The sequence below is a fragment of the Campylobacter showae CSUNSWCD genome, from assembly GCF_000313615.1.
Classification (GTDB): Bacteria; Campylobacterota; Campylobacteria; order Campylobacterales; family Campylobacteraceae; genus Campylobacter_A; species Campylobacter_A showae_A.
The window spans coordinates 1-12,947 of sequence record NZ_AMZQ01000020.1 but is presented as its reverse complement, the minus strand read 5'-3'; the positions used below and the strand labels follow the sequence as shown (position 1 = coordinate 12,947).

The 12,947-nt window shown below is 44.6% G+C and carries 18 protein-coding genes; 13 read left to right on the top strand and 5 right to left on the bottom strand.

The annotated features are described in order from the left end of the window. Nucleotides 1-150: 150 nt before the first annotated feature. Complete coding sequence (locus CSUNSWCD_RS10265) at nt 151-360, top strand: hypothetical protein (protein ID WP_002945385.1); 210 nt, start codon at nt 151-153, stop codon at nt 358-360. A gap of 29 nt (nt 361-389) precedes the next feature. Here CSUNSWCD_RS10265 and CSUNSWCD_RS10260 read toward each other — a convergent pair whose 3' ends face one another. Further along, a complete protein-coding gene (locus CSUNSWCD_RS10260) occupies nt 390-1,055 on the bottom strand; it encodes a lipid-binding SYLF domain-containing protein (RefSeq protein WP_009497040.1) in 666 nt (221 codons plus the stop codon). A gap of 92 nt (nt 1,056-1,147) precedes the next feature. On the opposite strand from CSUNSWCD_RS10260, the gene pgp3 reads away from it, so the two are divergent. The 7 genes from pgp3 to CSUNSWCD_RS10230 all read left to right on the top strand — a co-directional run bounded on the left by pgp3 (nt 1,148) and on the right by CSUNSWCD_RS10230 (nt 5,629). Further along, nucleotides 1,148-1,987 (top strand): peptidoglycan metallopeptidase Pgp3, encoded by an 840-nt coding sequence (gene pgp3, locus CSUNSWCD_RS10255; RefSeq protein WP_009497039.1) that lies wholly within the window; start codon nt 1,148-1,150, stop codon nt 1,985-1,987. Between the two features lie 54 nt (nt 1,988-2,041). Then, nucleotides 2,042-2,488, top strand: coding sequence for a DUF1104 domain-containing protein (locus CSUNSWCD_RS10250; protein ID WP_009497038.1), 447 nt, complete (start codon nt 2,042-2,044; stop codon nt 2,486-2,488). A 301-nt stretch (nt 2,489-2,789) separates the two neighbouring features. After that, on the top strand, nt 2,790-3,452 hold the full coding sequence (locus CSUNSWCD_RS10245; RefSeq protein WP_009497037.1) for a response regulator transcription factor: 663 nt from the start codon (nt 2,790-2,792) through the stop codon (nt 3,450-3,452). A 40-nt stretch (nt 3,453-3,492) separates the two neighbouring features. After that, a complete protein-coding gene (locus CSUNSWCD_RS11490; RefSeq protein WP_163026387.1) occupies nt 3,493-3,660 on the top strand; it encodes a hypothetical protein in 168 nt (55 codons plus the stop codon). Continuing rightward, on the top strand, nt 3,638-4,528 hold the full coding sequence (locus CSUNSWCD_RS10235) for a sensor histidine kinase (protein ID WP_009497035.1): 891 nt from the start codon (nt 3,638-3,640) through the stop codon (nt 4,526-4,528). The genes CSUNSWCD_RS11490 and CSUNSWCD_RS10235 overlap by 23 nt, the downstream gene beginning before the upstream one ends. Beyond that, on the top strand, nt 4,510-4,809 hold the full coding sequence (locus tag CSUNSWCD_RS11815) for a sensor histidine kinase (protein ID WP_341871755.1): 300 nt from the start codon (nt 4,510-4,512) through the stop codon (nt 4,807-4,809). Before CSUNSWCD_RS10235 ends, CSUNSWCD_RS11815 begins: the two co-directional genes overlap by 19 nt. A gap of 241 nt (nt 4,810-5,050) precedes the next feature. Then, nucleotides 5,051-5,629 carry a hypothetical protein gene (locus CSUNSWCD_RS10230; protein WP_009497033.1) on the top strand — a complete coding sequence of 193 codons (579 nt, stop codon included), beginning with the start codon at nt 5,051-5,053 and terminating at the stop codon, nt 5,627-5,629. Nucleotides 5,630-5,916: 287 nt separating this feature from the next. Here the strand turns inward: CSUNSWCD_RS10230 and CSUNSWCD_RS11930 are convergent, their stop codons facing one another. From CSUNSWCD_RS11930 to CSUNSWCD_RS10215, 4 genes are all read right to left on the bottom strand, one after another. Continuing rightward, nucleotides 5,917-6,159 (bottom strand): suppressor of fused domain protein, encoded by a 243-nt coding sequence (locus tag CSUNSWCD_RS11930; protein ID WP_280101172.1) that lies wholly within the window; start codon nt 6,157-6,159, stop codon nt 5,917-5,919. Nucleotides 6,160-6,166: 7 nt separating this feature from the next. Beyond that, nucleotides 6,167-6,613, bottom strand: a complete 447-nt coding sequence (locus tag CSUNSWCD_RS11925) for a suppressor of fused domain protein (RefSeq protein ID WP_009497031.1) — start codon at nt 6,611-6,613, stop codon at nt 6,167-6,169. Nucleotides 6,614-6,717: 104 nt separating this feature from the next. Then, nucleotides 6,718-7,587: a signal recognition particle-docking protein FtsY gene (gene ftsY, locus CSUNSWCD_RS10220; protein ID WP_009497030.1), complete on the bottom strand. Its 870-nt coding sequence runs from the start codon at nt 7,585-7,587 to the stop codon at nt 6,718-6,720. Then, nucleotides 7,587-8,171: a TlpA family protein disulfide reductase gene (locus CSUNSWCD_RS10215; RefSeq protein ID WP_009497029.1), complete on the bottom strand. Its 585-nt coding sequence runs from the start codon at nt 8,169-8,171 to the stop codon at nt 7,587-7,589. The genes ftsY and CSUNSWCD_RS10215 overlap by 1 nt, the downstream gene beginning before the upstream one ends. Nucleotides 8,172-8,215: 44 nt before the next feature. Here CSUNSWCD_RS10215 and CSUNSWCD_RS10210 point away from each other — a divergent pair, with 44 nt between their 5' ends. From CSUNSWCD_RS10210 to CSUNSWCD_RS10190, 5 genes are read left to right on the top strand one after another with little or no spacing between them, the layout of a single operon-like run. Beyond that, nucleotides 8,216-8,854, top strand: coding sequence for a 5-formyltetrahydrofolate cyclo-ligase (locus CSUNSWCD_RS10210; RefSeq protein WP_034964885.1), 639 nt, complete (start codon nt 8,216-8,218; stop codon nt 8,852-8,854). Next, nucleotides 8,787-10,340: a ribonuclease Y gene (rny, locus tag CSUNSWCD_RS10205; protein ID WP_009497027.1), complete on the top strand. Its 1,554-nt coding sequence runs from the start codon at nt 8,787-8,789 to the stop codon at nt 10,338-10,340. Before CSUNSWCD_RS10210 ends, rny begins: the two co-directional genes overlap by 68 nt. 18 nt (nt 10,341-10,358) lie before the next feature. Beyond that, nucleotides 10,359-10,949: a lipid-binding SYLF domain-containing protein gene (locus CSUNSWCD_RS10200; protein WP_009497026.1), complete on the top strand. Its 591-nt coding sequence runs from the start codon at nt 10,359-10,361 to the stop codon at nt 10,947-10,949. Nucleotides 10,950-10,958: 9 nt separating this feature from the next. Beyond that, nucleotides 10,959-11,531 (top strand): DedA family protein, encoded by a 573-nt coding sequence (locus tag CSUNSWCD_RS10195; protein WP_009497025.1) that lies wholly within the window; start codon nt 10,959-10,961, stop codon nt 11,529-11,531. Then, nucleotides 11,528-12,841, top strand: a complete 1,314-nt coding sequence (locus CSUNSWCD_RS10190) for a DUF945 family protein (RefSeq protein ID WP_009497024.1) — start codon at nt 11,528-11,530, stop codon at nt 12,839-12,841. The genes CSUNSWCD_RS10195 and CSUNSWCD_RS10190 overlap by 4 nt, the downstream gene beginning before the upstream one ends. The last annotated feature ends 106 nt before the right edge of the window (nt 12,842-12,947 follow it).

Below are 12,947 nucleotides of genomic sequence, written 5' to 3'. Positions count from 1 at the left end.
GTTTCAGCCGATTAAAATTATTTTCTATTATAGTAAAAAAAGCTGATAATGCGATAAATTTAAGACCAATTCTCAAAAAATAGAGATTTTGACTAAGCGGTTATAAAGGTTATTTTGGCATAATTCCGCAAAAATTTTAAAAGGGAAGCCATGACGTACGATGAACTAGAGCTTGAAGCGGTTTTGCTGGAGGTTTTGGAAAACCGAGGCAACTTTGAATCGCTTGACGACGAGGAGCTTTTCGAGCTTATCGAAGAGGTCGCAAAATATACCGACGGAGACTATGAAGAAGCGTTTGAGTATATGACTCAGTTTTCGCCGATCAACAAAAAAAGATTCGTCTCTCTTTATACGGTTTAGCCGCTAGGCCAAACCGTTTTTCTTCTTAATTATTTAAAATATTTATTTAATACTTCTTTTAGCGTTTTTGTATATCTTGAGTCTTTCGGGGAGTTGTTGTAGATATCTTCCATATCATACATTCTATCGTAATAATCATACGTAGCCTGCTTGTCTACCACGACCAAAGACGTGTTAACGCTAACGCCTGCAAAAAGGCCCCTGCTTTTGCCTCTTAACGTAGCCCAAGCCGTAATTTCAGGCAGATCGCTCATTACACCGGCTTTTTCGCCCGCGCCCAGTACTACGGCATCGGCGCTAAGATCGATTTGACCTTTGCCGTTTATTAGTCCTGCATACGATCTTCTTGATTTAAAAAGCACAACAAGGTCGGTTGATTTATAGCCGCCCTGCAGACCTATGCCACCGCCTTTAAAATTTATAAATATCGGACTGCTCCATTCATTTTCATCATTTCTGCCGACGAATATACCGTCTCCAGTATGAGTCGTCACGACTAGCCCGCCGCTAACTACTTCTGGTATGACTATTATGCCTCTTATTTCGCTAGTATCTTTTAAATTTAGCAGTTTTCTAGAACCTAGATCGTTTAAGATATCAAATGATGTTCTTACTTTTTGATTTTGTGTAAAATCCGCATAAGCAAGCTGACCGAGCAAAAGTGCGCAAGCGGCAAGCTTTAAAAATCTTTTCATTTTCGTTTCCTTTTTCGTAAAATTCACCCGCTATTATAGTATTTTTTTATTAAATTTAAAAATTATTCATTAAATTTACGTAAAGGATGTAAATGAAAAAGATTATTTTAGCCGTTTTGATCTGCCTAAATTTAAGCGCAAAAGGGCAGGGCAGCGCGCCGAGCGAAACTCAGACGATCGTAAACGGCGACGTGGAGATAGTGCAAGTGGAGGCTAAATTTGCCGGAAATTTAAGCATCGACGGCAAGAAAAAGCGCTGGCTTAGCGTGCCTGGCGATGAAAATTTAAAATTTGCCGTAGTTGCTGCTAGCTACCGTCAAAAGGGCGAAATCAAGCTAATAAACGGGCTTAAAAGCGGCGACGAGACGATAGTTTTTAAGATCATGGAGGGCGAATATAAAAAAGAAAAAATAACCGTCGAGGGTAGTAAGGTGACGCCTCCAAAAGAGGTTCTAAAGCGTATCGAGGAGGAGCGCGAGGAGGCAAATAAAATCTACGCCACGACTAATGTCGGGCTAAAATTTAACTCCAAATTTATCCTACCGATGAGCTCGTCGGTTACGAGTCCGTTCGGTACTGCGCGCGTATTTAACGGTACCCTAAAGAGCTACCACGGCGGCACGGACTTTAGGGCCGCGGTCGGCACGTCCGTTATCGCGGCAAACGACGGCGTAGTCGTCATCGCAAAAGATCGCTACTATGCGGGCGGATCTGTAGTTATAGACCACGGAGAGGGCATTTACACGCAGTACTATCATCTAAGCGCGCTAAACGTCAAAGTCGGACAAAGCGTCAAAAAAGGCGATATCATCGCGCTTAGCGGTGCTAGCGGGCGAGTGAGCGGGCCGCACCTGCACTTTGGCGTGATCGCGGGCGGCGTGCAGGTAAATCCGCTAAATTTCGTCAAAAAAATCAACGAAATTTTAAATTAACATTTTTTTCACGACTTTTCTTTAAACTTCGCTCATCTTTTTAAAGGAGAGAAAATGAAAAAAGTAGTTTTGATTAGTATGCTGGTTGCGGGCGGGCTTTTTGCCGCGTCGCTTGAAAATAGCACAAACGACGAGCTATATAAAATGGTCGCAAATGCCGATGCTAAGACGCTTAGCGAAGTAGCGTTTGAGATAGACAAGCGTGCGGGCAAACTAAGATACGAGGCAAAAGAGGTTAAGCGCGGACTAAAAGCCGAGATGATAAAGAAAATGGATGCCATGAGCGTCGCCGATAGGCAAAATTTCATGCAGGATTTTCGCAAAAGCTACAATGACAAGGTTGGCGCGCTAAGCGTGGCGGAAGCAAAAAGGCTTGATATCGAGCTAAAAGACGGCGATGACGACGATGTTTTTCACAAGAAATTTAAGCGAGATTTCAAGGGCGGGTTTATAAAAGATAAAGACGGCAAAGGTCCGCATATGCCGCAAAATAAAGAGTAAATTCGGCTTTTTGCGGGGCGGATTTTCGTTTAAATTTGCGCGAGAATTTGCCCCGCTTTTTACAAATTTAAGCACTTTGGCGACGACGTAGATTTATGAAATTTTACCTTGAAATTTAGATGAAATTTGATAAATTTACGCAAGATCTGTTTGTGGCTAAATTTGAACGCATGTGGGTAAATTTAATGCAAATTTGAGACGTTGGGCAAAAATTTAGCGCAAAGCCGCGCCGACAGATGAAACAAAAATCAAGCAGATAAAACGCCGCAAAACGACAAAAGCAAACGAAAACGGAGCGAAAATGAGTAAAATTTTGATCGTCGAGGACGAAAATATGTTGCTTGAGATGATGTGCGCGTATTTGCAGGCTCAGAGCTACGAGACTGCGGGCACGAAAAGCTACGACGACGCGTTAAATTTGGCTTATGAAAGCAACTTCGATCTTTGGATATTCGACGTCAAGATCATCGGAGGCAGCGGCTTTGCGCTCCTTCGGGAGCTGCGAAACGCGGGCAAAAACACGCCTTGTATATTTACGACCTCGCTAAATACGCTTGATGACGTGCAAAGCGGCTTTACTAGCGGCTGTGACGACTACATAAAAAAGCCGTTTGAGCTAAAAGAGCTGCATCTGCGCGTGCAAAATCTGCTAAAACGCACCTTTGTGCACAATAAAAACGAGCTGGTAAATCTGGGCGAAAATTTGGGCTTTGATATGAATCATGGCTTGCTATTTCGTGGCGGCAAGGCTGTCTCGATGCCTAAAAAGCAGTCCAGATTGCTCGCGCTTTTGCTAAAAAATCAGGATAAATTTTTAAGTAGAGACGAGATCTATTCTCAAATTTGGGACTACGACGAGAGCCCTAGCGAGCTTAGCCTGCGCGTTTATATCGCAGAGCTGCGTAAAATTTTAGGTAAAGAGCGTATCGTTAGCGCCTCAAAGCTAGGCTATAAATATGTTTAGGCTTTTTGCGGTCGCTCGGAGGTTTGGGTTTTGGCCGAAAATGGCGCTAATTTTGCAACTACCGCGCGGCAAAGGGCAGGGGATGAGTCTCAAATTTTATCCAAATTTACGCAAATCCTTTGCGATTTTAAGCTTCAAATTTTACATCCGCAAAATACCAGTAAATTTAACTCAAAAGGCGGCAAATGTCCTTGCTAAAACCTCTTAAAAAAGCCTTTACAGCACTTTTGGACCGTCAAATTTTACCTATATTTTTACTTTACTTCATCACGAGCGCCGCATTTTTGGTCTTTTTCGCGCAGATGTTTTACGAGCGCGAGAAGCATTTTATACTCGATCGCGACGTATTTATCGTGCGAGATTTACAGCATCACCTGCAAAATAAACTACAAAAAAACGGCGAAATAGAAGACGATGATTTCGACGACGTCGAGGCTTTTGCCGTAAATTTAAAAACGGGCGAGGAGATCGAGGATGATTTTGAGCCGCGCGAGGGCATGCCGCAAAGATACAAGGATGGGGCGAACTCGGTAGTGCAGTTTTACCTCAAAAATCGCCTCGGCGAGGAGGAGTACTACGTCGCGGTCAAGGTCGCAGATCCCGAGTTTGCGATTCTCACGCTAAAACTAAAGATAATATTTTTCTCGTTTATGATACTGCTTGCTATTTTAGTTATAGCTTATTTTATCATCCGTCTTTCGCTGCGTCCGCTTTACCGCCGCATCGACTTTTTAAATGGCTTTATCAGGGATACGACGCACGAGATAAACACGCCTCTTAGCGTCATTTTGATGAGTATCGAGATGTTTGAAACCGATCCGAAAAAATACTTAAATAACATAAAAACCGCCTCCAAAACGATCTCGACGCTATACGAGGACCTCACGCTAGTAAAGCTTAGCGGCAAAGAGGACGGCGCGGTGACGAGCTTTAGCTTGAGCGAGTTGGTGCGCGAGAGGATCGGGTATTTTGGGCTAAATTTGGAGCAAAAAAATATAAAATTAAGTACGCAAATCGCCGAGGTGCAGCTGCGCTCATCCTATAAAAAACGCGAAAAATCATCGACAATCTGCTAAGTAACGCCATAAAATACTGCGACGAAAACGGCTCGGTAAGCGTAAATTTAACCCCTGCTGCGCTCGTGATTTCAAACAGCGGCGCAGGTATCGCGAAAGAAAATTTGCCGCGGATTTTCGAGCTTTACACGCGGTTTGACGAGCGAAACGGCGGCTTTGGCATCGGGCTTCATATCGTTAAAACTTTTTGCAAAGAGCTAGGGTTTAAAACCTCGTGTAAAAGCGGCGAGGGGCTAACGGAGTTTCGCGTGGAGTTTGGCGGGAGCGCGACGAAAATTTAAGAGGGCGGCGCAAGGTCGGTTTTTGAACCGTAAATCAAACCTGCTTTTGAGGCATCGAATTTAGGCAGGTTTGATTTACGGTTTTGCGAGATGAAATTTGAGTTTTTCGTATTGCCTAATCCGCATGATTCTTAAATTATCTTAAAGCTTAATTTTCCCACACCCGATGGCTTTAAATTTGGCGCAAAAGCAAGATAAAATTCTGGTAAAATTTGCGATAAAACTATAAAGGAAAATAAGTATGGGCAAGCGGGATGAGGCGCTAAATTTAGCGCGAGATTTCGAACGCGACGGCTTTAGTATGCCCGGTTTATACGAGCGGTTTTGGCGGCTACAAGGTGATGCGGCGGCGTATTTTGCGCTAGCGGACAGCCTGCTGCGCGAGCGGAGGGACGGCCGCACGCTGCCAAAGGACACTCTGGGCTACGAAGGCGAGATAGTCTTTTACGAGCACGACGCGCAAGGTATGCCGCGGCGTATCGGCGAAAGGACGCAGGTCGAATACGTGCAGGACGAGCCGATAAAGGAGTGCGAAGTAACACTTGCGCCCACGCCGGCGCACTGGGCGGCTCAGGACTGGGGGATGTCAAACAGCAGACAAAACCTCGCACGCATCGGCGGCGAGCCCTCGTGGATACAGGGTGCCTTGGTGCCGACGTGTCCGATATGCGGCGAAAAGATGGAGTTTTTGATGCAGCTTGATAGCGAGCTTCCGAGCTGCGAGCAAGGCGGCGAGGTATATTTCGGCAGCGGCGGGATTTTATATGTGTTTTGGTGCGAGCGGACGCGGGTGAGCGCGTTTTTTATGCAGTGCACGTGAGTAAATTTGCTTTTTATAAATTAACCAATAAATTTGAGCGCATTTGCGTATAACCAAAAAATCAGCTAAATATATTGCTGCAAATCCAATCATTTCTTGTTTGTGCAAGATGAGATTTTTAGACAAAGCTAAGTCGGTTAAATTTTACTGATTTTTATGAGAAATCGGATGTATAAATTAGAAATTAATAGCAAAAGAGATAAAAATAGCCGGCAAGGGCTAGCAAATTTCCGGCCATTACTTACTGCCAAGGCTAAATTTGCCTTGCCGATCTGATTGCTATTAAATCAAACGTATTCTTTCGTACGATTTAAATCTGTGATTAGCAGAGGATTATCCTTGCGCATTATGTTTATCAGTCTCTCTACGCGCTGCGTAGTCGGGTCTTCGCGTAGCCAGTCTAGCTCGCGCTGCGTGATACCGACCATCTGGAGAAACTCTACTCTGCCGTTTGGCGTGTCTATGCCGCCTAGCACTGGATCTGGTGCGAAGGCGACGCCTACTAGTTTCGTAACAGTGTTAAGGCGCAGAGGAGAATTAGTCGGTATAAAAATGATAAGCCTCGAACCATTTTTTGCTGTTGTAGACGTATTTGGCGAGATTTTGCATAAGAGATATCGCCCAAAAAGGCTCGCTTGGGACTATATTGCCGCCACTAGACTTTGAGTTTGGATCATCCGCAAACGGAGCGACGCGTATACTCAACTCAAATCCCCAGCAGCTAAATTCTTCCTGCGCACTTTGCGGATCGTAGTAAAGCTTACTCATGCCAAAGCTCACGAGGTGGCGGTGCGGCACGCCCTCGACGGAGTCAAATATACTAACGCCGTCTAAGTAGTCCTCGCCGCCTAGACTCGCATGTAGCCAAGACGCATAGTGGCGCTCGTTTGCGGGATCGTAGATTTTTTCTAGTGCGCCTGCTATCGCGTCCCAGCCGGGTGCATCATCCTCGCTAAATTTAGCCTCGTACTCTTGCGTTGTCATTTTTCTGCCTTTTAATAGATTGCCTTAAGTGCGGTTATTGTATATAAAATTTGCAAATTTAAGTGGAGGGATAAATTTAAAAAGCTAAAATTTACGCCCAAAATTTAGGCGTAAATTTCATCCACGATAGTATCTACGAAATCGTGCGGGTCAAATTTCACTAGATCGTTCATCGTCTCGCCGGTGCCGATGTAGAGTATCGGTAGCTCCAGCTCGCGCGCGACCCCAAAAAGCGCTCCGCCTTTTGGGGTGCCGTCAAGCTTGGTGATGATGACGCCGTCAAGGCTCACGATGTCGTTAAAAGCCTTTGCTTGAGCGAGGCCTGCGTTGCCCTGCGTGCCGTCAAGGATTAGGATCTTGCGGTGCGGCGCGCCTGCGTATGCTCTGTCTGCGATGCGTACGATCTTGCTTAGCTCGTTGGCTAAATTTGTTTGATTTTGCAGGCGACCTGCGGTGTCTAGGATGACGTTGTCGAGATTTTTAGCGACGGCTGAGCTGATCGTATCAAAGGCGACTGCGGACGGATCATGGCCTTGCTGCGTAGCGACGATAGGGACATCCGTCCTGGTCGCCCACTGGCGTAGCTGCTCGATGGCGCCGGCTCTAAACGTATCGCAAGCACCTAAAATAACGCTTTTGCCTTCATTTTTATATAAATTCGCAAGCTTTGCGATCGTGGTCGTTTTACCAGCTCCGTTAACGCCCAAAATCAGCTCCACGAAAGGCTTTCCGACTTTTGCCTCGCGCTCGCTTTCGTATATGAAATAGGTATTTAAAAGCCGCTTTAGGTCGTCTTTTTTTACTTCGTTTTGCGGCGGCAGGTAGTAGAGGACCTCCTCGACGATCTCGTAGGCGATGTCGGCTTCGAGCAGGATCTCTTCTAAAATTTCCTTTGAGATTTTTTTGTCGGCTGGTTTTGACGAGCGGATCGCGGCGAGCGTCTTATCAAGCCCCTTTTTTAAAAAGCCAAACATTAGTTGATTACCTTATTTATATCGCTTTCTAGCATCTCTTCTGGCACGAGTCCGACGTAGTGCGTGGCGTATTCGCCGTTTGGTTTATAAAGCACCATGTATGGGATGCCTACGACGCCGCCTAGGGCTTTTGCGAAGAGGAAGTTGTTTTCGCCGTAGCTAATGTCGAAATTTATTTTAAATTTCTTCATAAAGGCGTCTATTTCGTCTTTTGACTTGTCTTCCATTAGTACGCTTACGATTTTTAGCTTGCCTTTAAATTTATCGCTTAGGTTGTTTAGGTGCGGGATTTCTGCCTTGCACGGTGGACACCAAGTGGCAAAAAAGTTAAACAAAATCGCCTCGTCGTTACCCTCGACTTTGAAGCCCTTGTCAAATTTTTGCAGCGTCATCTTGCTCTCGTCCATTAGCGTTAGCTCAAACGGCGCTTCTATGCTTGCGCTTGCGCTTTGGTTTTGAGTCGGAGCGGACGTGGTTGTTGTCGGCGTCGCATCGCTAGTTTTGTTTGCGTCGCTTTTATTTTCATCGCCGCAGCCGCCCAAAAGTAGCGCCAAAAATGGTATAATCAGAAGAGTTTTTTTCATATTTTTCCTATTTTGAAATTTGGAAGAAATTATACATAAAATTTATGAAACGAGCGTTAAATTTGATAAAAAAAGAGTTCAGGCGCGATGCGAAACGGATTTTGAAAAAAGAGGTTCAAATTTCGGCGCGGGCAAAACATTATAAGATGTTTAAACCGCTTTTAAATTTGCTAACCGAGCTTAAAGCGAAACGGATTTTGATATTTAATCCTCTTTTGTATGAGCCAAATTGCTACATTTTGAGGCGCGAGCTAGCCAAAAGGTATGAAATTTTCGTTCCGTTTATGCTTGGTATTAGTTTAGAAATGGTAAAATCTAGACTACCGCTTATATCTCGGACGAAATTTGGCGTAAAAGAGCCGCTAAGTACCAAGATATTTAAAAAGCGTATAGACGTGGCTATAGTTCCGACTCTCGGGGTGGACGGAAATATGGCGCGAATAGGGCACGGAAAAGGTTTTTACGATAGATTTTTTGCAAATTTGCCTTACCGACCTACCTTGATATTCGTTGAAATTTTAGACAATTTTACTAATGAAATCATATCCGAAGATCACGATGTTACGTGTGATTTTTACCTGACCCCGAGCAAAATTTACGTAAAAAGAGGAATCTATGATAGAGATTTTAATCGGCTTAGGAGCAGGTGCGGCGGGCGCTGGCGCAGGCTATCTCATCGCTAAAAAAATCAATGACGCGAACTACAATATATTTTTAGAGCAGGCTAAAGCAAAGGCTAAAGCGATAGAATTTGAGGCTGAGCGTACGCTAAAAGACGCTAAAATCCAAGTCCAAGAGGCTGAATTTGAAGCCAAGAAAAAATACGACGACAAAACTGTAAAACTCCAAAAAGAATACACGCAAAAATTTGAAGAGATTGGTAAAAAAGAGCAAACCTTACTAAACGAGCAAGAAATTTTAAACGAGAGTAGGGCGGAGTTAGAAAAATCCCGAAACGAAGCAAAAAGCGTCTACGAAGAGGGTCTTGGGCTAAAAGCAAGCTATCAAGCTAAGCTGCAAGAGGCGCTAAAGGTGCTTGAGCACGCCGCCGGCCTAACGCAAGAAGAGGCGCGAGAAGAGGTGCTAAAAAAAGTAGAGGAAAAAAGCCGCGCCGAGATCGCTCACATCGTGCGAAAACACGAAGAGGAAGCTAAACGCGAGGCTAAAAAGCGTGTGAATTATATCCTTGCGCAGGCTACGTCTAGGTTTGCGGGAGAATTTGCCGCCGAGCGCCTGATAAACGTCGTAGATATCAAAAATGACGAGCTAAAAGGCCGCATAATCGGCAAAGAAGGTCGCAATATCAAGACCCTAGAAATGGTGCTAGGCGTAGATATCATCATCGACGATATGCCGCACGCTATCACGTTAAGCAGCTTTAACCTCTATAGAAGGGCGATCGCGACGCGCGTGATAGAGCTTTTGGTGCAAGACGGCCGCATACAGCCAGCGAGGATAGAAGATCTACACAAAAAAGTATGCGAAGAATTTGAAGCCTCGATCCTAGAGGAGGGCGAAAATATCGTCATCGACCTAGGCCTTAGCAAAATCCATCCGGAGATAATGAAACTAATCGGCAAGCTAAAATTTAGAGCCAGCTACGGACAAAACGCCCTAGCTCACAGCCTCGAGGTAGCCCATCTTGCTGGCATCATCGCGGCCGAAACGGGCGGGGATGAAAAGCTAGCCAAAAGAGCGGGCTTGCTACACGACATCGGCAAGGCCTTGACGCATGAATTTGAAGGTAGCCACGTCGATCTGGGCGCTGAAATCTGCAAACGCTATAAAGAGCATCCGGTTGTCATAAACGCCATCTATGCCCACCATGGACATGAGGAGGCAACTAGCGTAGAAAGCGCCGCCGTTTGCGCTGCGGACGCTCTAAGCGCGGCTCGCCCGGGAGCTCGTAGAGAGGTGCTTGAGAGCTTCCTAAAACGTGTCGAAGAGATAGAAAACATCGCAAAAAGCAAAGAAGGCATCAAGCAGGCTTATGCGATAAACGCGGGCCGAGAGATCCGCGTCATCGCAAACGCCAAGCTCATAAACGACGACGAAGCGGTTCTCGTAGCTAAGGAAATCGCTGCAGAAATCGAGAGCAAGGTGCAGTATCCGGGCGAGATCAAAGTAAACGTGATCCGAGAAACTAGAGCCATAGAAATGGCTAAATAGGTCAAATTCAGGTAGAAAATGAGAGAAATTTTACTAGCGATTTTTTGCGTTTTAGCGCTCGTGGCAAACGACGAACTCGTGCTAGACGCATCAAATTCTTTTACGACGACGATGCATAAAAACTCGGACGCACCGGTTAAGGCTTTGCTCCAAAATGCAAAAGCGGTCGTCGTTTTTCCAAGTATCACCAAGGTGGGCTTTGTGCTGGGCGGTATGCACGGCAAGGGCGTGATGCTCGTGGGAAATCCGTATGCGCCAAGCGAAATGATGGTTGTGGATATCAGCGGCGGCAGTATCGGGTTGCAGGTTGGTTACGAAAATAGCTCGCTTGTGTTATTTATCCTGAAAGATAGCCTCGTAGCCGACATAAAAGACGCCAAAATTACGATAAACGCTGACGCATCGTTTGCGTTTGCCGATACGGGCAAATTTTATGGCAGAGTGAGCGATTTTAGCTTTACGAGCGATATTTACGCGTATACGGACAACGACGGGTTTTTTGCCGGGGCGAGCTTTGGCGGAGCGGTGCTAGCTAAAACTAACGACGCGCCTCTAAGGATGGATAGCTACGGATATAATGCGCTAATGAGCGCTATTTCAAAATACTAAAGGCCAAATTTGCAAGAGATGCTAACCTCGCTATCGACCTACGGGTACGTGATAGTGTTTTTATATTCGCTTGGAGGCGGCATGGTCGCTATCATCGCGGCCGGCGTGCTAGCTCATCTGGGCAAGATGGACATAACCGTGAGTATCGTGCTGGCGGCTGTCGCTAACGCTATCGGCGATACGCTGCTTTTTTACGTCAGTAGATATAACCGCGCTGCCGTGATGCCGTATCTTGCTAAACACAAACGCAAACTTGCCTTCTCTCAAATTTTATTCAAGCAGCACGGAAATAAAATAATATTTTTCAAAAAATTTATCTACGGACTAAAAACCCTTATTCCGCTTGCTATCGGGCTTACGAAGTATTCGTTTGCTAAATTTAGCGTCATAAACGTTATTAGCGCGGCAGTTTGGGCGGTTTTGCTCGGACTTGGCAGCTTTTGGGCGGGCGAGGCGTTTGAGCGGGCGTGGGATTTTATGGGCGAAAACGGCTGGCTGATGCCGGTTACGATGTTTTCGCTACTGACGCTCATCTGGGTATATCTACAAGAAGCAACAAAAAAGAAAGGAAGGTCGGAATGAAAAAGTTACTGATTGCATTGGTGATTATAGCAGCCGTGGTTTTTGGCGGGCTAAAATTTAACGCAAACAAGGTAGAAGAAAAGTATAACGAGGCTTTGAACCTAATCAAAGCAAACGGTATGGAGGTCAAAAACAGCGTATTTGAGAGCGGTCTACTAAAGTCGCACGCAAACTACGATGTAGTTTTATCTAAAGGTTACATAGACGAGATCATTTCTCTTGGCGAAGACTACAAACCATCAGAGGACCTAACTATAAAAATCGACATGAATATCTCGCACGGTTTTGACAGTTTGCTAGGCAAATTTGAGCTTGCGGGCGATGCGGAGTTTTTAAACGACCCGTATAAAAATTTCATAAAAGAGATATTTGATACGACTAGACCTATCAAATTTCACGCGGACGGCGCTTCGGGCGGAGATAAAAAATTCGTCTTTGAGCTAGTCGGAGTGCAAAAAGAACAAGACGGCAATAAGCTAAATCTCGCCAAATCGTTTTTAAATTTTGACATAAACGGCGAAAAGAAAATAACCGGAGTCTCTCTTGCAAATGATTTCATTGACTTTACTAGTAAAGAAGATATTGCTATAAAGATAAAAAACATCGATTATGACGTGAAGTATGAAACGCCAATAGAGCCGAAAATGATCTCAAAAGCACTCGTAAATAGCAATTATAAATTTGAGCTTGGCGGGATAGATGTGATCTCTGGTGCCGAGTTACTACAGATCGGAAAGATAACGAGCGACTCAAAACTAACGGTACTAAGCGATACTTTAACGCAGGATGATACTAGCACTATAGAGAAAATAAAATATGGAAAGTATGAATTTAAAGACTTTTTGATCAAAACGAAATTTTCAAATTTAGATAAAGGTGCGTTTGAAGATGTTATTAACGCAAAGGGAGAGCCTGAAGCTCAACTTACGGCCATAATGCAAGCGCTTGATAAACTTATAAAAAGAGCGCCGAAACTTACATTTGAAAATTTGAATTTTAAAAATGCAGCTGGCAAGAGTTATATATCAAATTTTGAGATTTCTATCGATCCGGACGGGATAGATAGTCAAAATCTGCTCGAAAATATCCCGACTGCTATAAATTTTAGCGGTAAAATCGAGCTTGATACGACGCCTGGCGCGTTTATATTCGGTAGCGGAGAGGAAAAAGATGGGGTAGATGCCATGCTCGTAAACGGCGGACTATTTATAGAGAACGGCGGCAAATACGTAACTATTTTTAAATATAATAAAAGAACGCAAGACTTGATTTTTAACGAAAATCTATCCCTAAAATCTATTTTTCAATAAAATTTAACATGCTTGAACAAATTTTATGTTTGTTTAAGCATCTTCCTTGTATAATTCCAGCTCACGAATTGAGAAACCACCTTTAACTTTCACGTTAATAAAGCCT